The sequence below is a fragment of the Terrabacter aeriphilus genome, assembly GCF_039542985.1.
GTDB classification, from domain to species: Bacteria; Actinomycetota; Actinomycetes; order Actinomycetales; family Dermatophilaceae; genus Terrabacter; species Terrabacter aeriphilus.
This window is the reverse complement of the sequence record NZ_BAABIW010000011.1, coordinates 192,330-214,335: the sequence shown is the minus strand read 5'-3', so window position 1 is coordinate 214,335 and position 22,006 is coordinate 192,330. Positions and strand designations below refer to the sequence as shown.

The 22,006-nt window shown below is 73.2% G+C and carries 19 protein-coding genes; 2 read left to right on the top strand and 17 right to left on the bottom strand.

What is annotated here, in order from left to right:
* Positions 1–32: 32 nt before the first annotated feature.
* A complete protein-coding gene (locus ABD979_RS08895; protein WP_345507106.1) occupies positions 33–971 on the bottom strand; it encodes an AEC family transporter in 939 nt (312 codons plus the stop codon).
* Between the two features lie 117 nt (positions 972–1,088).
* On the opposite strand from ABD979_RS08895, the gene ABD979_RS08890 reads away from it, so the two are divergent.
* On the top strand, positions 1,089–2,246 hold the full coding sequence (locus ABD979_RS08890; protein ID WP_345507105.1) for an LOG family protein: 1,158 nt from the start codon (positions 1,089–1,091) through the stop codon (positions 2,244–2,246).
* A 169-nt stretch (positions 2,247–2,415) separates the two neighbouring features.
* Here the strand turns inward: ABD979_RS08890 and ABD979_RS08885 are convergent, their stop codons facing one another.
* Both ABD979_RS08885 and ABD979_RS08880 read right to left on the bottom strand, forming a co-directional pair.
* A complete protein-coding gene (locus ABD979_RS08885; protein WP_345507104.1) occupies positions 2,416–4,428 on the bottom strand; it encodes a propionyl-CoA synthetase in 2,013 nt (670 codons plus the stop codon).
* Positions 4,429–4,432: 4 nt separating this feature from the next.
* Positions 4,433–5,875 carry an MFS transporter gene (locus tag ABD979_RS08880; protein WP_345507103.1) on the bottom strand — a complete coding sequence of 481 codons (1,443 nt, stop codon included), beginning with the start codon at positions 5,873–5,875 and terminating at the stop codon, positions 4,433–4,435.
* A gap of 71 nt (positions 5,876–5,946) precedes the next feature.
* Here ABD979_RS08880 and ABD979_RS08875 point away from each other — a divergent pair, with 71 nt between their 5' ends.
* Positions 5,947–6,966, top strand: a complete 1,020-nt coding sequence (locus ABD979_RS08875; protein ID WP_345507102.1) for a GlxA family transcriptional regulator — start codon at positions 5,947–5,949, stop codon at positions 6,964–6,966.
* 4 nt (positions 6,967–6,970) lie between these two features.
* Here ABD979_RS08875 and ABD979_RS08870 read toward each other — a convergent pair whose 3' ends face one another.
* The 14 genes from ABD979_RS08870 to ABD979_RS08805 all read right to left on the bottom strand — a co-directional run bounded on the left by ABD979_RS08870 (position 6,971) and on the right by ABD979_RS08805 (position 21,972).
* Complete coding sequence (locus ABD979_RS08870; RefSeq protein WP_345507101.1) at positions 6,971–8,098, bottom strand: LuxR C-terminal-related transcriptional regulator; 1,128 nt, start codon at positions 8,096–8,098, stop codon at positions 6,971–6,973.
* 510 nt (positions 8,099–8,608) lie between these two features.
* Entirely contained in the window at positions 8,609–9,757 is a 1,149-nt protein-coding gene (locus ABD979_RS08865; protein ID WP_345507100.1) for a N(5)-(carboxyethyl)ornithine synthase, read from the bottom strand.
* Between the two features lie 100 nt (positions 9,758–9,857).
* A complete protein-coding gene (rlmN, locus tag ABD979_RS08860; RefSeq protein ID WP_345507099.1) occupies positions 9,858–11,129 on the bottom strand; it encodes a dual-specificity RNA methyltransferase RlmN in 1,272 nt (423 codons plus the stop codon).
* Positions 11,130–11,144: 15 nt separating this feature from the next.
* Entirely contained in the window at positions 11,145–11,951 is an 807-nt protein-coding gene (locus tag ABD979_RS08855) for an SDR family NAD(P)-dependent oxidoreductase (protein ID WP_345507098.1), read from the bottom strand.
* 30 nt (positions 11,952–11,981) lie between these two features.
* Positions 11,982–12,917 carry a phosphatidate cytidylyltransferase gene (locus ABD979_RS08850; protein ID WP_345507097.1) on the bottom strand — a complete coding sequence of 312 codons (936 nt, stop codon included), beginning with the start codon at positions 12,915–12,917 and terminating at the stop codon, positions 11,982–11,984.
* 48 nt (positions 12,918–12,965) lie between these two features.
* On the bottom strand, positions 12,966–13,523 hold the full coding sequence (frr, locus tag ABD979_RS08845; RefSeq protein WP_345507096.1) for a ribosome recycling factor: 558 nt from the start codon (positions 13,521–13,523) through the stop codon (positions 12,966–12,968).
* A gap of 110 nt (positions 13,524–13,633) precedes the next feature.
* Positions 13,634–14,362: a UMP kinase gene (gene pyrH, locus ABD979_RS08840; protein ID WP_345507095.1), complete on the bottom strand. Its 729-nt coding sequence runs from the start codon at positions 14,360–14,362 to the stop codon at positions 13,634–13,636.
* A gap of 79 nt (positions 14,363–14,441) precedes the next feature.
* Positions 14,442–15,605, bottom strand: a complete 1,164-nt coding sequence (locus ABD979_RS08835; RefSeq protein ID WP_345507094.1) for an aminotransferase class V-fold PLP-dependent enzyme — start codon at positions 15,603–15,605, stop codon at positions 14,442–14,444.
* Positions 15,606–15,637: 32 nt separating this feature from the next.
* Positions 15,638–18,283, bottom strand: a complete 2,646-nt coding sequence (locus ABD979_RS08830; protein WP_345507093.1) for a DUF4153 domain-containing protein — start codon at positions 18,281–18,283, stop codon at positions 15,638–15,640.
* Positions 18,280–19,044, bottom strand: coding sequence for a response regulator (locus tag ABD979_RS08825; RefSeq protein WP_345507092.1), 765 nt, complete (start codon positions 19,042–19,044; stop codon positions 18,280–18,282). The genes ABD979_RS08830 and ABD979_RS08825 overlap by 4 nt, the downstream gene beginning before the upstream one ends.
* A gap of 107 nt (positions 19,045–19,151) precedes the next feature.
* A complete protein-coding gene (locus tag ABD979_RS08820) occupies positions 19,152–19,670 on the bottom strand; it encodes a DsrE/DsrF/DrsH-like family protein (RefSeq protein ID WP_345507091.1) in 519 nt (172 codons plus the stop codon).
* Complete coding sequence (locus ABD979_RS08815; RefSeq protein ID WP_345507090.1) at positions 19,670–19,984, bottom strand: TusE/DsrC/DsvC family sulfur relay protein; 315 nt, start codon at positions 19,982–19,984, stop codon at positions 19,670–19,672. The genes ABD979_RS08820 and ABD979_RS08815 overlap by 1 nt, the downstream gene beginning before the upstream one ends.
* Before the next feature lie 29 nt (positions 19,985–20,013).
* Positions 20,014–21,261, bottom strand: coding sequence for a type III sulfide quinone reductase, selenoprotein subtype (gene sqr / locus ABD979_RS08810; RefSeq protein WP_345507089.1), 1,248 nt, complete (start codon positions 21,259–21,261; stop codon positions 20,014–20,016).
* Positions 21,262–21,375: 114 nt separating this feature from the next.
* Positions 21,376–21,972: an antibiotic biosynthesis monooxygenase gene (locus tag ABD979_RS08805; protein ID WP_345507088.1), complete on the bottom strand. Its 597-nt coding sequence runs from the start codon at positions 21,970–21,972 to the stop codon at positions 21,376–21,378.
* Positions 21,973–22,006: the final 34 nt, after the last annotated feature.

The window sequence follows — 22,006 nt, the reverse complement described above, 5'->3', positions numbered from 1 at the left end:
CACCCCGACGTGGAGCGGCCGGGGTCTGCCCGTCAGACCCCGGCGAAGGCGTGGAAGAGCGCCGCGATGCCGACGATGACCGGCACCGACACGAAGGTGCTGACGAAGATGGCGTCACGCGCGAGGTTGACCTCGCGCCGGTAGCGGACGGCATACGTGAAGATGTTCTGCGCCGTCGGCAGCGCGGCCGTCACGACGACGGCGAAGAGCGCCTGACCCCGCAGCCCCAGGGCCAGGCCCACGCCGAGCGCGACGACCGGCATGAGCGCCACCTTGAGCGCGACGAGGGTCCAGACGTGGCCGGCCGTGTGCCCCGCGGCCGGGCGCGGACCGCGGCGCAGGGAGATGCCGAAGGCGATGAGCATCGAGGGCACCGCCATCGCCCCGAGCAGGTCGATGGGGGCGGCGACGACGCGCGGCAGGTGCACGTCGAGGACGGCGATGAGCAGGCCGGCGACGGCCCCGAGGGTGATCGGGTTGCCCAGCATCCGCCGGAGGCTGCGGCCGAGCGTCGGCCGCTCTCCCCGCGCGTCGCTGTCGAAGAGCGCCATGGCGATCGGGGTGATGATGAGCAGCTGCATGAGCAGCGTCGGCGCCACCCAGGCCACGTCGCCGAGCACGTAGAGGGCGATGGGGATGCCGAGGTTGCCCGCGTTGACGTAGGCGGCCGACAGGCCACCGATGAGCCGCGACCCGAGCGAGCCTCCGGCCCAACGGATTCGGGCCACGACGAGGTAGACACCGACGACCGTGGCGAAGCTGATGAGCGAGGTGACGAGGTTCGCCGAGAGCACGGCGTCGAGGGAGGTCCGCTGCATGACGGTGAGCAGCAGCGCCGGGGACGCGACGTGGAAGGCGAGACGGGAGAGGTTGACCTGGGCGGACTCGTCGAGCACGCGGCGGTCGGCGAGCAGCCAGCCGACCGCGACGATGATCGCGATCGTCGCGAAACCCTCGAGCACTCCGACCATGGCCCCGATCCTCGCAGCGCCGTCCGAGCGCTCGCCGGCGGGTCCGCCCGTCGGCACACCCGGCGCGGACGGCATGCGCGAGGGGCGGGCGCACGGGCGGGCGGGCAGGATGGGCGCATGGAGATCGAGACCCTCGACGAGCTGGACGACCACCTCGACTCGGGGGCGCCCGTGCGCGGGCTGCGCCTGCAGGACCTCGACCTCACCGGCTACGAGGCGCGCCTCGCCGCACGGCGCGACCTCACCGGACTGGTGGTGCTGGGCGGCACGGTGCCGCTCGCCGTCGGCGAGCTGCTGCTGCGGCGGGGCGCCATCGTCTTCCCCGGCGTCGCCGACGCACCGGTCGACCCGTGGCGCGGGCTCTACCTTCCCGGTGACCTCTACGCCGGTCTGGAGCACGGGTACGCCGCCACCCCCGACGCCCGCGCCTACCACTGGATGATCGACGCCCGACTGCGCAGCGACGCGTACTGCACCCTCGTCCGAGCTATCCACGACGACTCCGTGACCGACGAGCTGGACGAGTTCGTCGAGGGCCGCTCGGTCGTGGGGATCATGGGCGGGCATGCGCTGCAACGAGACTCGTCGTCGTATGCAGAGGCTGCGATCCTGGGCCACACCCTGGCTGACGCCGGTCACCTCGTCGCGACCGGTGGAGGTCCGGGCGCCATGGAGGCGGCCAACCTCGGCGCGCTCTGCCGGAGCCAGCACGACGTGGACGACGCGTTGCGGCGGCTCGCAGCCGTCCCGGGGTTCCGCCCGGACGTCACTGCCTGGGCGAGGGTCGCCCTGTCGGTGCGTGCCGACGTCGTCGTCGGCGGCGAGCCGGCCGGACCCACCGAGACGCTGGGTCCCTCGGCCCGGTCGCTCGGCATCCCGACGTGGTTCTACGGCCACGAGCCGCCCAACGTCTTCTGCGACGCCATCGCCAAGTACTTCTCGAACGCGATCCGCGAGGAGGGGCTGCTCGCGCGCTCGAACGCCGGCGTCGTGGTGCTCGAGGGCGCGGCCGGCACGGTGCAGGAGGTGTTCCAGGCCGTGACCCCGCTCTTCTACGCCGCCGAGGACGCCGTGCTGCCGCCGCTCGTCCTCGTCGGCCGGCGGCACTGGACCGATCGCGTGCCCGTGTGGCCGGCGGTCCGTGCCCTGGCGGCGGGTCGGCCGATGGAACGGGCCGTGCACCTCGTCGACACGCTCGAGGAGGTGGCCCCCCTGCTGCTGCCGGGCGCACCACCCGCCCCGAGCGGCCCGGGCGCCCCGACCCCGCTCCCCTGACGCCGGAGGACCCGACCCGCGGCCGGAACCACGCCGTGGCGCAGTTGCAGCCGTCGGAGGACCCGACCCGCGGCCGGAACCGCGCCGTGGCGCAGTTGCAGCCGTGGGCGGACCCGACCCGCGGCCGGAACCACGCCGTGGCGCAGTTGCAGCCGTCGGCGTGGGTTGCTCAGCTGGGTCCGGACGACCTGAGGACGGGGGCCAGGGTGTCGAGCACCGCGACGTCCTCGATCGTGGCCGGCACGACCGGGCTCTTGCCGTCGGCCATCTCGCGCATCGTCTTGCGCAGGATCTTGCCCGACCGGGTCTTGGGCAGGCCCGCCACGATGTCGACCCGGTGCAGGGCCGCGACCGGACCGACCTCGGCCCGCACGCGCGCCACGAGCTCCGACCGGATCCGCTCGCCCTCGGTCTCGGCGTCGATCCCCGACTTCAGCACGACGAGGGCCCGCGGCACCTGCCCCTTGAGGTCGTCGTGCACCCCGATGACGGCGCACTCGGCGACGGCCTCGTGCCCGGCGAGCGCCTCCTCGAGCGACCCGGTCGACAGCCGGTGCCCGGCCACGTTGAGCACGTCGTCGGTGCGACCCATGACGTAGAGGTAGCCGTCCTCGTCGAGGTGGCCGCCGTCGCCGGTCAGGTAGTAGCCAGGGAAGGCGGAGAGGTAGGAGCTGACGTAGCGCTCGTCGTCGCCCCACAGCGTCGGCAGCGTGCCCGGAGGCATCGGCAGCTTGATGCAGATCGCGCCCTCGACCCCGGGTGGGACCGGCTCCCCGGCGCCGTCGAGCACCGTCACGTCGTAGCCCGGCACCGGCACGGTCGGCGACCCCGGCTTGATCGGCAGCAGCCCGATCCCCTTGGGGTTCGCGGCGATCGGCCACCCGGTCTCGGTCTGCCACCAGTTGTCGATCACCGGCTTGCCGAGCGCCCCGGACGCCCACGCATACGTGTCGGGGTCGAGGCGCTCTCCGGCGAGGAACAGCGCCCTGAAGCGCGAGAGGTCGTGGCCCGCGAGCTTCGACGCGCTCGAGTCGTCCTTCTTGATCGCCCGGAAGGCCGTCGGCGCCGTGAAGAGGCACACGGCGCCGTACTGCTCGATGACCCGCCAGAACGCGCCGGCGTCGGGCGTGCCGACCGGCTTGCCCTCGTAGAGCACCGTCGTCGCACCCGTGAGCAGCGGGGCGTAGACGATGTAGGAGTGCCCGACGACCCAGCCCACGTCGCTCGCGGTGAACATCGTCTCGCCGGGCGCCACGTCGTAGATGTTGGCCATCGACCAGCGCAGCGCGACCGCGTAGCCGCCGCTGTCGCGGTAGATCCCCTTGGGCCGGCCGGTCGTGCCGGAGGTGTAGAGGACGTAGAGCGGGTCGGTCGCCGCGACGGTGACGCAGTCGGCCGGCTCGGCGTCGGCGTCGACCTCGTCCCAGGTCATCTCCTCCCAGTCGGTGTCGCGCTCCCCCACCGCGGCCCGCAGCTGCTCGCGCTGGAGCACGATGACGGACTCCGGCTTGTGGGTGCTGCGGTGGAGCGCCTCGTCGAGCATCGGCTTGTAGGGCACGACGCGCGACGGCTCGACGCCGCAGCTGGCCGACACGACGACCTTGGGCGCCGCGTCCTCGATGCGCGCCGCGAGCTCCTGCGGCGCGAATCCGCCGAACACCACGGAGTGCACCGCCCCGAGCCGCGCGCACGCGAGCATCGCGACGACCGCCTCCGGCACCATCGGCATGTAGATGACGACGCGGTCGCCCTTCTCGACCCCGAGCCCGGCGAGGGCACCCGCGAAGCGCGCGACGCGCGCGAGCAGGCCGGCATACGTGATCGTCTCCTGCGCGCCGGTGACCGGCGAGTCGTAGTGCAGGGCGGGCTGCTCGCCGCGCCCCGCCGCCACGTGCCGGTCGAGCGCGTTGAAGCAGACGTTGAGCTCGGCATCGGGATACCAGCGGTAGAACGGCGGTCGCGTGTCGTCGAGGATGCGCGTGGGCGGCGTCACCCAGTCGATGCCGCGGGCGGCCTCGCGCCAGAAGCCTTCCGGGTCGCGCAGGCTCGCCTCGTGGATGCGTCGGTATGCCGTCACCTCACCACCGTCCAGGCGCTCGCGCACGCTCGTGCCCGTGTCCGTCGGTGTGTCCGTCGTCGCGGCCGTGTCCGCGCCCGTCCCGTCGTCGATGACGTCTCCCATGGCCTCACTGTGCCGTCGGGGCCGCCTCCGCGCCAGAGTCCGTGCGCCGAGGTGACGCATCTGACAGACGAACGGTCGTGATCGCCACGCACAGCGCCGCGGCGACGAGGCAGAGGGCACCCGCGACGTACCACGCGAGGTCGTAGGTGCCGAGCTGGTCGCGCACGAGCCCGGCGCCGACCGCCGCCACGGCCGCACCGAGCTGGTGCGCGGCGAAGACCCAACCGAAGACGATCGGGGCCCGGTCGCCGTAGGCGCTACGGCACAGGGCGATCGTCGGGGGCACCGTGGCCACCCAGTCGAGGCCGTAGAAGAGGATGAACGCCAGCATGCTGACGTGCATCGTGTCGCCGAAGAGTGACGGGAGCAGGAAGAGGGATGCGCCGCGCAGCGTGTAGTACGCGGCGAGCAGGGTGCGCGGGTCGACTCGGTCGGTGAGCCAGCCGGAGAAGATCGTGCCGACGACGTCGAAGATCCCGACGAGCGCGAGCAGGCCGGCGGCCGTCGTCGTCGGCATGCCGTGGTCGTGGGCGGCCGGGATGAAGTGGGTGCCGACGAGCCCGTTCGTCGAGGCGCCGCAGACGGCGAAGCTGCCCGCGAGCAGCCAGAACACCCGGGTGCGGGCGGCGTCGCGCAGCGTGCCGAGCGCGACGTGGACGGGGTGCGCCGACGGCCGCGGCGGGCGGGCCACCGGGGTGCCGTCCGGGGCCCCGTACGCGGTGCGACCGAGCACGCTCGGGTGGTCGTGCATCCGGAGCAGCACGAGCGGCACCACGGCGACGGCGACCACGGACGTCGTGATCGCGGCCGCGCGCCAGCCGTGGTGCTCCGCGAGCCAGGCGAGCGCGGGTAGGAAGATGAGCTGGCCCGTCGCGCCGGCGGCCGTGAGGATGCCGGTGACGAGCCCGCGCCGCGCGACGAACCAGCGGCCCGACACGGTTGCGACGAGGCCCATCGACATGGCGCCCGTGCCCAGGCCGACGACGATGCCCCAGCACAGCACGAGCTGCCACGACTGCGTGACCCACACGGGCAGGAGCGAGCCGACCCCGACGAGGAGCAGGGCCACCGCGACGACCCGCTGGACGCCCAGGTGCTCCATCAGCGCGGCGGAGAAGGGCGCCGCGAGCCCGAAGAGCACGAGGTTGACCGAGACCGCGAGGCCGATGACGCCCATCGGCCAGCCGAACTCCTCGTGCAGGGGCGTCATGAGCACGCCGGGCGTGGACCGGAAGCCGGCCGCCCCGATGATCGTCAGGAACGTGACGGCCGCCACCCACCACGCGGGGTGCAGCCCTCGGGGCGCCGCGTCGTCAGGGCGGGCACCGGGGTCGTTCACGACGTTCACGACGTTCACGGCGGGCACGGCGGGCACGGCGGGCACGGCGGGAAGGGTGGGCACGGCGTCGTCGGGGAGGTCGGCGGCACGGCGGTCGGTGAGGCTCACCCGCCCACCCTCCGGCATCCGGGCGCCCCGGAGCGAGTGGCCGGAAGGACACGATGTGCAAGAATCTGGCCATGCGCCTGCCGACCGACCGACCCCACCGCGTCGCGGTCCTCGCGCTCGACGGCGTCGTCGCCTTCGAGCTGGGCCTGCCGCACCGCTTCCTGCGCGCCGGGGCCCTCGAACCGGGTGCTCCGGGCCGGCCCACGACCGGGCCGACGCCCTACGAGGTGATGATGTGCACCCTCGACGACGGGCCGGTCGTGACGTCGGCGGGCTACGCCGCGCTCCCCACCCACCCGCGATCGGTCGTCGCGACCGTCGACACCGTCGTCGTGCCGGGCATCACGAACAGCCCGATCGTGTCCGAGGGCCGCCTGCCCGACGAGCTGCGGGCGCTGGCTGCGACCGCCCGACCGGACGCCCGGTGGCTCTCGATCTGCACCGGCGCCTTCGTCCTCGCCGGCCTGGGCAAGCTCGACGGACGCGAGGCCACCACCCACTGGGCGCACGCCGACGCCTTCGCCCGGTACTTCCCCGCCGTCACGCTCACGCCGGACGTGCTCTACGTCGACCACGGCGACGTGCTCACCTCCGCTGGCAACGCGGCCGGCATCGACCTGCTGCTCCACGTGCTGCGCCAGGACCTCGGCACCGAGGCGGCCAACCGGGTGGCGCGCGGGGCGGTCGTGGCGCCGTGGCGGGCCGGTGGGCAGGCCCAGTTCATCGAGCGGCCGGTGCCGGCGGGCTCCGGCTCCGGGGGCGCCACGGGCACGGCACCGACGCGGGCCTGGGCCCTCGACCGCCTCGGTCAGCCGATCGGCCTCGGCGACCTCGCCGCCCACGCCGGCATGAGCGTGCGCACCTTCACCCGGCGCTTCCGTGAGGAGACCGGCGAGACGGCCGGCGCCTGGCTCGTGCGGGCCCGGGTCGACCGCGCGCGGCACCTTCTCGAGACGACCGACCTGCCGGTCGACCGGGTCGCGGACCAGGCGGGGTTCGGCACGGCGTCCTCGCTGCGCCAGCACCTCGCGGTGGCCGTCGGGATGTCGCCACTGGCCTACCGCCGCACCTACCGCGCGGCGCCCGCCTGAACGCCTACGACCCCGGACGACGACCGCGGGACGAGGGAGCCCGGCCGCCGGGGCGTCGCGGAGCGCGACCCTGCGCGTCGGCGCCACTGCCGTTGCCGTTGCCACCGCCGTTGCCGTAGCCACCGCCGTTGCCGGCGCCACCGGCGGCGCCGTCGCCGACGACCCAGCGGAGCTCGCTGCGGTGCTCGAGCCCCAGCTTGTCGAGCAGCGAGGCCATGTGCGTCTTGACCGTCGCGGGACCGATCCCGAGGGTCTCGGCGATCCCGACGTTGCCGGGGTCGCCGAGCGGACCGGTGACGAGCTCCACGACGGCACGCTCGCGGGGAGAGAGCGCCGCGAGCGGGTCGGGCGGCGGCTCGTCGGCGACCGGGCCGACGCGCGTGATGACGCTCGCCTGGATCTCGAAGCAGCGCATCCCGATCTCCGAGAGGCGGCGTGCGGTGTCGGCGTCACCCCCGGCATCGAGGGCCGTGGCGATCTCCTGGAGCTCGCGCGAGACGGCCGTCAGCTCACGGCAGGCCGTGTTGACGGCGAGCAGCAGTCCCGGGTTGCCCTCCCCCTCGAGCTCCGGGTAGACGAGGCCGAGGTTGAGGTTGCGCGACGGGTCGCTCGCGTGGACCCGGTCCACCACGAGGGCTGCGAGCCACTCCATGGCTGCTGCGCTCTCGTCGGTGAAGGCGCCGGGGGTGTCCGAGAGGGCCCCGACGACGCCCACGACGCGGGTGCCGTCGCTGCTGACCATCGGCACGACGTGTGCGTCCGCCGAGAGGTCGTCGTCACCGAAGCGCGACCCACGGTTGAGCAGCGCGCCCCCGTCGTCGGCATACCGGTACGGCCGGCGCGACGCGAGCACCCAGGCGACGACACCGGACGGACCGAACGTCAGCGTGCCGCCCTCGAGGTAGGCGCCGTTGCTGAAGACGTAGGGGTAGCTGATCCGCCGGTCGGCCTCGTTGATGAGACCGACGTAGAAGTCGTCGAGGGGCACGAGCGCCCCGATGGCCGCGCGGTAGGCGTCGTAGGCCGTGAACACGTCGGACCGGTCGGCCTCGTGGATCGTCTGGTCGGCATGGCGCAGCGCCCGCAGCGTCGCGTCCGACAGCCTCGTGGTCCCCTGCGCCCTCGTCGCCACGTGCGCCCTTCCCTGCGTCCCTGAACCGCCGAACCACATCGGGCTCGAACCGCTCCGAGGGGCCCACGCTACCGACACGGCGGCCCCAGGGGGGCCACACGGCCTCCCCCTCTGGTGGAGCGGCTCCGTCCACCCACGGGGGATGCCACGCGCACCCCTGCGGATGTCACCCTGTCTTCGCCGGTCGAACCGGCACAACAGGGCAGGGTCAAGGGGGGCACTCCGGCGGCGTCAGCCGCCGGTCACCACGTGTCGCGCCGGTTCACCGGCGCGCGAGCACAGGGGGCTCCGGGCACACGGTGCGCCGCTCCCGAAAGACCCTGGTGCCGGAGCACGGCCTGGTTCCCGGCGGGCAAGGAGGAGTCCGCCGGGGACCGGCTGGCCGCACGCCCGCCCGCCCCGGGAACCGAGCGCACCGAGCGCACCGCGTCGAGCGCACCGCGTCGAGCGCACCGCGTCGAGCGCACCGGACAGGAGGCACCCACCGCGTCCGGGCGCGCGGAAGCGTTCTCAGGTGGCGATCGGCGCGTGCGGGTGCACGGCCGAGCGGCCCTGGAACGAGAGGATCGCCGGGTTCTGGATGACGCCGCCGCGGATCTCGATGGCGCGCCGGATCGTCGGCGAGGAGTCCCAGATCTCCGGACCGGCCATGACGGTCGGCAGGAACGGCAGCAGGGCCTCGCTGATCTCCCACGTGGCGGCGTCCCAGAGGTAGGACGGGCTGTGGTCGACGGCGTAGTAGAGCACGTGGTCGCCGACGAGGAAGGTCGGCTCGGTGAAGGTCGTCGGACTGGCCCAGCTGAAGCCCATGCCCTCGTCGCACGACACGTCGATGACGATGCTGCCCGGCGTCATCCGCTTGAGGTCGTCCTCGGTCATGAACGTGATCGGGGCGTCGGTGTCCTGGAGCACGCAGTTGACGACGATGTCGTGCCCGGCGAGGAACTCCCCCAGGGCCACCGGGCCGTCCTCGGTGACGGCGTGGCTGACGCGTGCGGTCGTGTCGTCGGTGTCGAAGTGCACGATCCGGGCCGAGTGGATGGGTGAGGCGACGGCCGCCTTCTGCCGGTGGGTCAGCACGTCGACGTCGCCGATCCCGAGCGCGTTGAGCGCGGTGACGGCCCCGCGGGCCGTGGCCCCGAAACCGATGACGACGGCACGCCGCTGCGGGCCGTAGTCACCGGTCACCCCGGCGATCTGGAGCGCGTGGAGCACCGAGCAGTAGCCGGCGAGCTCGTTGTTCTTGTGGAAGACGTGGAGGCTGAACGAGCCGTCCTTGTTCCAGTGGTTCATCGCCTCGAAGGCGATGAGGGTCAGCTGCCGGTCGATGGCGACCTGGGTCAGCTCGGCGTCCTGCACGCAGTGCGGCCAGCCCCAGAGCACCTGGCCGAGCCGCAGGGCCTCGATGTCGCTGAGCAGGGGCTTCGGCGCGAGGATGACGTCGCACTGCGCGACGAGCTCGTCACGGCTGAGGAACCCGCCGACGTAGCGCTCGAGCTGGTCGTCGGAGACGCCGTGGCGCTCGCCGTAGCCCGTCTCGAGGAAGACCCGCCCGCGCAGCTCCTCGGGGATGCGGTCGACGTGCTTGGGGTGCAGCGGCAGCCGGTGCTCGTTCTCCTTGAGGGACCGGGCCATGACGCCGAGGCTGAGCTGGACCATGCGAGGACCTCCTGGTGGGCCGCCCCGCGCTCGGCCCGGCGACTCGTCCGACTCGTCACCGGTGCCCGAGCCCGGGCACGACCCCGCCAGCGTACGCGCGTCAGGCGGTGGAGGCGGCGAGCTGCCCGCAGGCTCCGTCGATGTCCTGGCCGCGCGTGTCGCGGATCGTCGTCGGGATGCCGTGCGCGCGCAGCCGCTCGACGAAGTTCTGCTCGACGCCGGGGCGCGACGCGGTCCACTTCGAGCCCGGCGTCGGGTTGAGCGGGATCGGGTTGACGTGCACCCAGCCACGGCCGCGCCGGTTGAGCTTCTCGCCGAGCAGGTCGGCGCGCCAGCCCTGGTCGTTCATGTCGCGGATCAGGGCGTACTCGATCGACACCCGGCGCCCGGTCGCCTCGTAGTAGCGGTAGGCCGCGTCGAGGGCCTCGTCGACCGACCAGCGCGTGTTGATCGGCACGAGCTCGTTGCGCAGCTCGTCGTCGGGGGCGTGCAGCGAGAGGGCGAGCGTCACGGGGATGCCCTCCGCCGTCAGCTTGTCGATGCCGGGCACGAGCCCGACGGTCGACATCGTGATGCCCCGTGCCGAGAGGCCGAGGCCGTCGGGGGCCGGGTCGGTGAGGCGGCGGATCGCGCCGATGGCCGCCTTGTAGTTGGCGAGCGCCTCGCCCATGCCCATGAAGACGACGTTGCTGACGCGCAGCGGGGCCTCGCGGTCCTCGTCACCGCCGCCCGCGAGCTCGCCGCGGCGCAGGGCCCGGGCCGCCCACACGACCTGCTCGACGATCTCGCCCGCAGACATGTTGCGGGTGAGCCCGGCCTGGCCGGTGGCGCAGAACGGGCAGTTCATGCCGCATCCGGCCTGGCTCGAGATGCAGATGGTGACGCGGTTCGGGTAGCGCATGAGCACCGACTCGACGATGGCGCCGTCGTGCAGCCGCCACGCGTACTTCATCGTCTGGCCGTCGTCGGCCACGCGCTGGACGATCGGGGTGAGGAGCGTCGGCAGCAGGTCGGCCACGAGCTCGGCCCGGATCGCCTTGGGCAGGTCGGTCATCTGCTCCGGGTCGTCCTCGAGGCGCTCGAAGTAGTGCGTCGAGAGCTGCTTCGCGCGAAACCCCTGGTGCCCCAGCGACTCGACGGCCTCCTTGCGCTCAGCCGGTGCGAGGTCGGCGAGGTGGCGCGGCGGCTTGCCGCGCCGGGGGGCGCGGAAGGTCAGCTCGCCCGGCTCGGGACGGGAGGTTGTCGGCTCGGGCAGCGCGACGGGGGCCGTCGCAGGGCCGGACGTCGCGTCGGACGCAGGAACGGATGCGGCGTCTGGCGCGGGCTCGGGCGTTGCGGCGGGCTCGGACGCGGGGGCGGGGGTGTCAGTCATCTCCCCACCAGTGTCTCAGGTGGAGTCAAAACGCGGTGCGCGCTGCTCCGCCACGGCGTTGCCGCCGTCGACGACGAGCACCTGGCCCGTGACGTAGGACGCCTCGCGGGCGGTGAGGAACGCGACCGCGGCGGCCACCTCGTCCGCGGTGCCGGAGCGCCCGAGCGGGGTGGCGCCCGCCTCGTGCGCCTCGTCGGGGGTCTGCGAGCCGGTGGCGACCCAGCCCGGCGCCACCGCGTTGACCGTGACGCCGTGCCGCGCCTCGTCGACGGCGAGCGCGCGGGCCAGCCCGACGAGGCCGGCCTTGGCCGTGGCGTAGGCGATCTCCGATCGCATCGCCATGACGGCCCCGGTGAGGCTGCTGACGAGCACGACCCGCCCCGAGCCGGATGCCCGCAGCGCGGTGAGCGACGCGCGCGTCACGAGGTAGGCCGTGTCGAGGTTGCGCGCGAGCGAGCGCCGCCACCGCTCCACGTCGGTCGCGACGAGGTCGCCGCCGAGCGTGTCGGGGTCGGCTGCGCTCACCATGCCGGCGTTGTTGACGACGGCGTCGAGGCGGCCGTGCCGGGCGAGGCAGTGGCGCACGAGCGCGTCGGCGTCCTCGGGGCGGGTCAGGTCACCGGCGAGGCCCGAGGCCTCGATGCCCTCGGCGGTCAGCTCGTCGACGCGGGACGCGACGCGCCCGGTCGTCGCGCCGAGCACGACGGCGGCACCGAGCCGCCCGAGCATCCGGGCGCTGGCGAAGCCGATGCCGCTCGCGCTGCCGGCGCCCGTGACGAGCACGACGCGCCCGGTGTGGTCGAAGGGCCGCGCCGGGCTCACGGCCGCGGTCTGCTCGTGGTCGCCCACGGCTCAGGAGGGCTGGGCGGCGAGGAGCGTCAGCACGGCCCAGACGACGGGCGCGACGACGACGAGGGAGTCGAGCCGGTCCATGATGCCCCCGTGGCCGGGGAGCACGTTCGACATGTCCTTGATGCCGAGGTCGCGCTTGATGAGCGACTCCATGAGGTCACCGACGGTGGCCGCGATCGCCACCCCCACCCCGAGCGCGATGCCGATGACCCACGAGTGGTCGAGCAGCAGGTGCACCGTCAGGGAGCCGCCGATGACGCAGAGGAGCACCGACCCGGCGAAGCCCTCCCACGACTTCTTCGGGCTGATCGAGGGAGCCATCGGGTGGCGGCCGAAGAGGACCCCTGCGGCATAGCCCCCGACGTCGCTGCACACGGTCGTGATGAGGAAGACGAAGACGCGACCCAGGCCGTCCTCCGGCGCGAGCAGCAGCACGGCGAACCCGACGAGGAAGGGCGGGTAGGTCGAGATGAAGACACCCCCGAGCGCGTCGCGCCCGGCCCCTTCACGGTGACCGGCAGCACGCCAGACCACGACGGCGAGGCACGTCAGCACCCACGCGACGACGAGCCCGGCGGGTCCGTGCACGTAGGCGGCCCACAGCGTGGCGACCATGCCGACGACCGGGGGCGCGAGCGGCGCGTGGACGCCGGCGTTGCGCAGCGCGGCGCGCAGCTCCCAGATGCCGACCGCCACGGCGAGGGCGACGAGGACGACGAACGACTCCTTGCGGATGAGCAGGGTCGCGATGATGAGCACGCCGAGGCCGACCCCCACGCCGATCGCGGCCGGGAGGTTGCGGCCGGCCCGGCTCTGCTTCTTCTCGAGCACCTGCTCGGGCGGCGTGCCCGCGAGGTCGTCCAGGGCAGGGTCGTAGGGCACGGGCTCGAGCAGCCCGTCGCCGTCGGTCTGCGGACCCCGGGTGGTGGGGTCCACGGGCTCCGACGGGGAGTCAGTCGTCATCATCGGGGACGAGCGTCGAGGTCACACCTCGAGCAGCTCGGTCTCCTTGGCCTTGACGAGACCGTCGACGAGGTCGGTGTGCTTCTTGGTGAGCCCGTCGAGCTCCTTCTCCGCGCGCGCGCCGTCGTCCTCACCGACCTCACCGTCCTTGACGAGCTTGTCGAGGTCGGTCTTGGCCTTGCGCCGGATGTTGCGCACGGAGACGCGCGCCTCCTCGGCCTTGTGGCTCGCGAGCTTGATGTACTCGCGACGGCGCTCCTCCGTGAGCTCCGGCATGACGCAGCGGATCTGGTTGCCGTCGCTGCTCGGGTTGACCCCGAGGTCGGAGTCGCGGATGGCCTTCTCGATCTCGTGCATCGCGGACTTGTCGAACGGGATGACGAGGATGGTGCGCGGCTCGGGGTTCTGGAACGACGCGAGCTGCTGCAGCGGCGTCGGGGCGCCGTAGTACTCGACCGTCAGTTTGTTGAACAGTCCCGGGTTCGCACGGCCGGTGCGGATGCCCGCGAAGTCCTCCTTGAGGACCTCGACGGCCTTGTCCATCTTCTCCTCGGCCTCGAACATCGTCTCTTCGATCATGTGCCTGGCTTCCTCGTCGGTCGTTCGTCGGTCGTTCGTCGGTCGTTCGTCGTTCGTCGGGGTGCTGCTGGGCCGGGCGAGCGCGTGGTGAAGCGCCGGCCGGTCCTCGCTCAGGCGTTGGTGACCAGCGTGCCGATCTTCTCACCGAGCAGGGCGCGCGTGATGTTTCCCGCGCCCTCCATGCCGAAGACCACCATCGGCAGCTTGTTCTCCATGCAGAGGCTGAAGGCAGCCGCGTCGACGACCTTGAGGCCCTCCACGATGGCGTCCTGGAAGGTCACCGTCTCGAGCTTCTTCGCCTCGGGGTTGGTGCGGGGGTCGGAGTCGTAGACGCCGTCGACGCCGTTCTTGGCGATGAGCACGGCGTCGCACTTGATCTCGAGCGCGCGCTGCGCGCTCACCGTGTCGGTGGAGAAGAACGGCATGCCGGCGCCGGCGCCGAAGATCACGACGCGGCGCTTCTCGAGGTGGCGGATGGCCCGGCGCGGGATGTAGGGCTCGGCGACCTGCTGCATCGCGATGGCGGACTGCACGCGGGTCTCGACGCCCTCCTTCTCGAGGAAGTCCTGCAGCGCGAGGCAGTTCATGACGGTGCCGAGCATGCCCATGTAGTCGGCGCGCGTGCGGTCCATGCCGCGCTGCTGCAGCTCGGCGCCGCGGAAGAAGTTGCCGCCACCGATGACGACGGCCACCTCGACGCCGCCGCGCACGGCGTCGGCGACCTGCTTGGCGATGCCGGCGACGACGGCCGGGTCGAGGCCGATGCTGCCACCACCGAAGACCTCACCGGAGAGCTTGAGAAGGACCCGGTGGAAGGGGGTCGTCTGGGCGTCGGTCATGGCGCAGGGCCTCCTCGTGGGCAGCGTTCCGGCGGTCGGTCGATCTTTCCACACCGGCCCCCCATCGGTCGCATCGGGCTCAGGCGGGTCGCCCGCCCGTCGCTGCACACGCCGGCAGACCCGCCAGCACGCTCGGCAGGGCGGCGGCGAGCCGCGCGTAGTCGTCCTCGTCGTTGTAGGGCGCCGCGGCGAGGCGCAGGTAGCCCCGTCCGTCGAACGCCACGGGCGGCACGACCAGGCCGGCCGCACTGAGGCGCTGCCACAGCTCCTCGGCGGCGTCCGTCGTCGTCGCCACCCCGTCCGGCAGCGCGACGAGGCGCAGGCAGGGGGCAGCAGGTATGCCGCCGTGCGGGCTCTCCGTGCCCAGCGCGGTGGCCACGTGGTCGGCGCCGCGCAGGAGCAGCTCGGCGTTGCGGGCCACCTGCTCCCAGCCTCCCAGGTCGGCCCACGCCGCGAGACCGTCGGGCACCGAGACCCACGCGGAGTGGTCGACGGTGCCCTGCAGGTCGAAGCGCTCGGGGAAGGGCAGTCCGTGGGCCCACGAGGTGACGAGCGGGCGCATCGCCGCACGGTGCGCGGGCGCCACCCAGAGCGTCGCGGCGGCCCGCGGCGTGTAGGACCACTTGTGCAGGTTGCCGGCCCAGAACGCCACCCCGAGGGCCTCCACGTCGAGGCCCGGCACGGCCCCCGGCACGTGCGCGGCGTCGACGAGCACGGGCACGGGGGCGACGGCGGCGGCCACCTGCGCGACGGGCAGCACGATCGCGGTGGGCGAGGTGACCTGGTCGATGACGACGAGGCGCGTGCGCTCGGTCACGGCCGCCACGAAGGCGGCCACGACGTCGGCGGGCTCGTCGTCGACGCCGAACGTCGCCGTGCGGAGCGTGGCGCCGCGCGCCTCCGCGCTCCACCCCGCCGTGAGGTAGCCGTGGTTGCTGACGAGCACCTCGTCGCCCGGGCCGACGTCGAGGCCCTGCAGCACGACGCCGACGGCCTCGGTGACGTTGCGCACGAGGGCCGTCGAGCCGGCCGGGACACCGATGAACCGGGTGGCGGCCTCCCGCGCGGCCTGGAGGGCGGCCGGCAGCTCGTCGCGGAAGGCCCGCATGGGCGCCGCCTCGATGCGCGCGCGGGCCCGGTCCTGGGCCTGCCGGACCGACCGGGGCACGGCGCCGAAAGCCCCGTGGTTGAGGTGGGTCAGGGTCGGGTCGAGCTCGAAGAGCTCCGCGATGTCGGCACGCACCCGGCCCATCCTGCCCGACGGCCGTGCCCCGCTCAGCGCTGCACGTCGGCGGTCCAGTAGGCCAGGCACGACGCGTCGCCGCTCGGCGCGCGCCAGCCGGGCAGGGCCGCGGCCCGGCTCCGGCCGAGGTTGAACGAGAGCACGTCGTCGTCGGCGGGCCGCCACTGCGCGGACAGGATGCAGTCGGCGACCGACGCGGGCAGCGTGCCGTTCGCGATGGTCGGGGCCGCGTCGGGCCCGAGGGTGGCGAGGTAGGCGGCGTCGACCGCGCCGGTCGAGACGTAGCGGTCGAGGTTGCGCTGCGCTACCCAGGCCTCCGGGTTCGCGAGACCGCCGACGAGCAGGAGGACGGCCGCGGAGAGAAGCGCGGCCCGGGGCAGCCAGGACCCCCGCAGGCGGATGCCCGCGACGAGCACGAGGACGACGAGCAGCCCCAGCCACAGCTCGACGGCGTCGACGAGCACCCGCAGCACGGTGAAGCCGTAGGCCTGCTGGTAGAGATCCATCCGGTGCAGCGCCGAAGCGACGACGACGAGGGTGAGCGCGCAGAGCGCCCCGAGGACGCTGCGCAGCACGAGCCGGTCGCGGGCCGAAGCCTGTGGGGCCTTGCGCACGGCGAGCGCCACCGTCGCGAGCGTCAGCAGGGTGGCCGCCATGAGCTGCCCGAAACCCTGGTGCACGTAGGCGGCATACGTGAGCCCCGTCGAGCGCTGGACGTAGGCGTGGCCGCCGAAGAGGGCGGCAGCCTGCGCGACGACGAACGCCACGAAGAGCGCGACGACGAGCCCGACGGGCACGACCCACTCCCACAGCCGGGCGACCGGGCGGGCCTCGGGCAGGCCCACGCGGTCGACGCGCGGTGGGTTGAGGGCGAGGTAGCAGCCCGCGAGCAGGGCGCCGCCCATGACGAAGCCGACGAACGAGCGCACGACGAGGCTGTCCCAGGCGAAGCTCGGCACGAGGGCGCTCGCCCACGAGCCGAACACCGCGTCGCCCGAGGCGAACAGCCCACCGAAGACGACGAGGGCCACGAGCGAGACGGCGGCCGTGCGCACGACCGGCCAGAGGATCGAGACGCGGCTCGTCGCCGAGATGGTGCGCCCGAGGAGCGGGAGCCCGCGCAGGGCCGACAACGGCCACGCGGCGAGTCCCGCGACGACGGCGAGCAGGCCCCGCGCGTTCGTCAGGGCGGTGGTGGCGACGACGGTGGCGACCCCGACGGCGAGCACGGCGAGCCACTCCGACGCACGGAGCACCGACAGCGCCGCGAGCGCGACGCAGAGCACGCTGCAGAGGCCGGCCCACCGGGAGCGCCGGAAGCGGCTCGTCCGCCACAGCACGAACCCCCCGAGCACGAGCACGGCGAAGAACGCGAGGCCGAGGTTCCGGTAGGGCAGCACGACGGCGGAGAGCACCCCGACCCCGAGGCACACGAGCAGCACCCGGACCTGCGGGGCCAGCCCGGCCTCGGGCCAGAGGTCCCCGAAGAGGGTGTCGACGAGCGGCTGCGGCCGGCCCACCGGGACCGGGACCGCTGGGCCCGACGTGGTCGCCACGGCGGGAGCGGGAGCCGGCTCGGGTTTCGGCATGGGCACGGGTGCCTCCTCGGCGGCCGGGCGGACGGGCTGGGGCTGGGGCTGCTCATCGACGGAGGTCGCCGCGGGGGCACGCACCGGTCGCGGCGAGACCGGCAGCACGGCGCGGATCCGGGCGCCCCGCTCCCCCTCCGGCGGCGGCACGGCGCTGATCGAGCCGTCGTGCAGCTCGCAGACCCAGCTCGCGATGGCGAGCCCGATCCCGGTGCCGCCGCCGGAGTCGTCACCGGAGCCGAAGCGGTCGAAGACGCGGCCGGCCTGCTCGGCCGGGATGCCGCGGCCCTCGTCGGCGACGACGAGCCACCACCGGTCCGGCGCCTCGGCGCCGGCGCTCACCGTGACCGTGCCACCCGGGGGGCTGTGCCGGTCGGCGTTGTCGAGCAGGTTGGCGAGCACCTGGGCCAGCCGGGCCGCGTCGGCGCTCACCCGGAGGTCGGGGGGCACGTCGACGGCGTACCGCGTGCCGCGGCGTGACACGCCGGCCTCGGCGACGGCGTCCTCGACGAGGGTCCGGACGTCGACGGGGGCGAGGGTGAGCGGCGCCTGTCCCCCGTCGACCCGGCTGAGGTCGAGGAGGTCACCGACGAGCGCGCCGAGGCGCTCCGCCTGCGCCAGGGCCGTGCGCAGCACGGCGTCGTCGGGGCGCACGACCCCGTCGACGAGGTTCTCGAGCAGCGCCTGCTGCGCCGCGAGGGGCGTGCGGAGCTCGTGCGACACCGTGGCGACGAGCTGGCGCCGTTGCCGGTCGGCGTCCGCGAGGTCGCCGGCCATCGTGTTGAAGGCGACGCCCAGGGCCCCGACCTCGTCGGCCGAGGTCGCCGTGACGCGCTGGGAGTAGTCCCCCGTCGCCATCCGTGACGTGGCCGCGGTCATCTCACGCAGCGGGGAGGTCATGCCCCGGGCCAGCCACTGGGTGACGCCGAGGGCGGCGACGACGGTCACGGGCAGGGTGAGCCACCCGGGCACGCCGGCCCGGTCGCCGACCTGCGAGACGAGCGCCGCCGCCACGATGCTCGCGGCCACGAGCAGGGCCAGCTTGGCCTTGATCGAACGGATGCCGTCGAGCGGGCGGTCGCTGTTCACCGCTCCCCCAAGGGTGCGTCGGGGCGATCGGGGGTGTCGGTGGGGTTGACCTCGAGCGCGTAGCCGACCCCGTGCACGGTGCGCACACGCGTCGAGCCGACCTTGGAGCGCAGCGACTTGACGTGACTGTCGAGGGTGCGGGTGCCGCCCGCGTCGGCCCAGCCCCACACCTCGCGCATCAGCTCGTCGCGGGCGCGCACGTCCCCGGGAGTGGACGCGAGCGCGACGAGCAGGTCGAACTCGAGCGGCGTCAGGTGCACGGTCTCGCCGTCCAGCTCCACCCGGCGGGCGCCCCGGTCGACGCTGAGGTCGCCGAGGGCGAGCACGGGCGGGCGAGCCTCGGCCAGCTCGCGGGCGCGGTCGACGCGGCGCAGCAGGGCCCGGATGCGGGCGACGACCTCCCGCATCCGGAACGGCTTGGTCACGTAGTCGTCGGCGCCGACGCCGAGCCCGACGAGCAGGTCGGTCTCGTCGGCGCGCGCGGTGAGCATGAGCACGGGCACGGGCCGCTCGGCGTGGAGGCGACGACACACCTCGAGCCCGTCGAACCCGGGGAGCATGAGGTCGAGGACCACGAGGTCGGGCGCGTGCTCGCCGTGCGCCACCACGGCGCCGGGCCCGTCGAACGCCTGGACGACGCGAAAGCCCTCCGCGACAAGGCGATCGGTGAGCGCACCGTTGATCGTCGGGTCGTCCTCGACGACGAGCACCGTGGTCGGCGCGGTCGCGCTCGGAGACGGTGCGGCATACCCCTGGTTCATGACCCCGAGCCTAGGAGTGCGCCCGCGGGCGCCGCGCGTGCGACGTGTGGAGATCGTGTGAAGGCAGGTCGCACTCCCCCGGCCCCGGCCGTCTGCGCCCCGGTGCCTCAGATGAAGAGCAGCTGCGCGCCCTCCGTCAGCTCGATGAAGTCGGAGGCCGAGATGATCCCCTCGACGTCGTCGCGCAGGTCGGACTCGGTGAGGTGCTGCATGTCGGCCGACATGCGGCACGCCCACAGGTGCCCGCCCGAGGCCACGATCTGGTCGAGGAACTCCGGCACCTCGGGCACGTCGAGCTCGGCGATGCTCCTCTTCATCTGCGAGGTCGCGAGGTGGGTCATGCCGGGGATGCCGCCCAGGCCCTGGGGCAGGTGCGTGGCGGTGTTGCCGAGCATCGTGAACTTCAGGTCGCCCGCGGTCCTGCGGTTGATCATGTCGAAGCCCCAGAAGGTGAAGAACAGGTGCGTCTCGATGCCCTCCCCCAACGCCGCGTTGGCGAGGATGAGACCGGGGTAGGCCATGTCGAGGTTGCCCTTGCTGCAGATGATCGCGAGCCGGCGGCCCTGATCAGCGGGTGCGTCGAACGAGGGCACGAGCGGCTCGGTGACGGTGGACTGGGTGGTCATCACACGCATCCCTTCGGCTTGGGCAGGCCGGCGACGTAGGCCATCTTCTTGGCCGGCTTGCCCGGGAACAGGGTGAAGAGGGCCTTGACCGGGGTGCCGGTCTGGGTGCTGACCCGACGCAGCGTCGCGGTCTCCCCCTGGCGGGCGTAGTCGTCGCGCAGGAAGTGGACGAGCCTCCAGTGCTCGTCGGTCAGCTCGATGCCGATGAGGCGGCCGAGCTCGCGTCCGAGGTCGTCGGACCACTGGTCGGGTCTGGTGAGGAAGCCCTCGTCGTTCACGTCGACGGCACGGCCGGCGATCGTCGTGGTGGGCATGGTGTCGCTCCTTTCCGAGAGCTGCGGGCTCAGGCGGCGGGGACCTTCCCCGCCATCGACATGTGCGCGGGCAGGCCGAGAGGTCGTCCGGGGAGCAGGAGGTTCCAGTAGACGTGCCGGAACGCGAGCTTGCCGAGGTGGTTGGCCCGGGACTCCTTGAGCAGGGTCATCGGGCCCACGCGCGGCAGCGGGAACGTCCCGGTCAGCGGTTCGGTGTCGTAGTTGAAGTCGAGGAGCATCGCCTTGCCGCCGCCGGACTCGACGAAGCAGTTCGCGTGCCCGTCGAAGGAGTGCGTCATCGGGCGACCGGCGACGTGCTCGAGGAAGTTGTCGACGAAGACCTCCACCGCGAAGTGCGCGACCGAGCCGGCCTTCGACGTCGGGATGTTGCTCGCGTCGCCGAGCACGAAGACGGACGGGTGCTCCGTGGACTGGAGGGTGTGCTTGTCGACCGGCACGTAGTTCAGCTCGTCGCCGAGGCCCGACCGGGCCACGAAGTCGGCCCCCATGTTGAGCGGGACCGTCACGAGCTGGTCGTAGGGGATCTCGCGCTCGTCGTAGGAGACGAGGACGCGACGCTCCTGGTCGACGTGCTCGACGAGGAAGTCGGTCTCGACGGTGATGCCCTTGTCGGCGAGCAGGTGCCCCAGCTCGCGGCTCGCGACGGGCTTGGTGAAGGCACCGTCGAGGGGCGTCACGAAGACGATCTCGACCTGCTCGCGCAGGCCCCGGCGGCGCAGGAAGTCGTCGGCGAGGAAGGTGAACTCCAGGGGCGCGACGGGGCACTTGATCGGCATCTCGGTCACGTGCACGACGAGGCGCCCGCCCGAGAGGCCGGCGAGCTGGTCGCGCAGCGCGAGCGCTCCCTCGTACGTGTAGAACTCGCCGACGCTGCGGTGCCACTCCGGACCGAGCATGCCGGGAGTCTGGTCGGGCCGCGGCGTGGTGCCCGAGGCGATGACGAGCTGGTCGTAGCCGAGGGTGCGGCCGTCCGCGAGGCGGACCTCGTGCGCATCGGTGTCGACGAGGTCGACGTCACCGAGCACGAGCTCGACGCCGTCGACGAGGAGGGCGTGCCTGCTGCGCCTCACCTGCTCGGGCGCGATGAGCCCGAACGGCAGGAAGAGGTAGCCCGGTTGGTAGTCGTGCGTGTCGTCCTTGTCGACGACGGTGATCCGCCACTCGTCGGTCGGGAGCCGGTGCCGCAGCTTGTTCACGACCATGGTGCCGGCCGTGCCCGCTCCCAGGACCACGAGTGACCTCATGGTGGTGGTCATGCTCCGAAGGTACCCCTGCGGGTATCAGCAGCGCTGTGAGCGAGCAGACAACCGGGCTGTGACGTGCGAGACAGATCGGCTGTGCCGCAGGGCTGCCCGCCGGTCAGACGGAAGTCAGCCGCGCGGGCCGACGGGTCGGCCGCGCGCGAGCCACCGGCCGAAGAGGCGCGTGACGAAGGGCAGCAGGACGTAGGTCATCCACGGTGTGGCGAGGAGGGTGGTGGCGAGCACCCGGAGCACGACGGGCCAGCCCTCGGTCAGGGGCGTCAGCAGGTAGGCCAGCGCGAGGCTCGTCGGGAAGAACGCGACCCAGATGACGGAGGCCTGCTTCCACCGGGGCGGCGCCGCGGGTGCACCCTCAGCGGGCTCGTGCACGGACGCCGACGCCGGTTCGTCGAACCAGCCCTCGATGCCGGTGCGGTACTCGGTGCGTCGGTGCTCGACGAGGTCGGCCGCCGAGCGCAGCCACCGCTGCCGCTCGGGCGACCGCTCCCACGCGTCCAGGGTCGCCCGCGAGTCGAAGCGGTAGAGCATGTGCCAGTTCTCGGTGCCCGAGCGCACCCAGCCGGCGCCCAGGAAGCCGTCGAAGCGCTCGGCCATCGACGTTCCGGCGTGCACCCACGCCTGCATGAGCAGCTCGTCCTCGGGCGCGACCCTCCGGGTGATCGACACCGTGAGCGGACCGTCGAGGGTGATCGGTTCGGCGGTCATGGGACTCCTCCGGCAGGTGGGGTGGACGCGACGA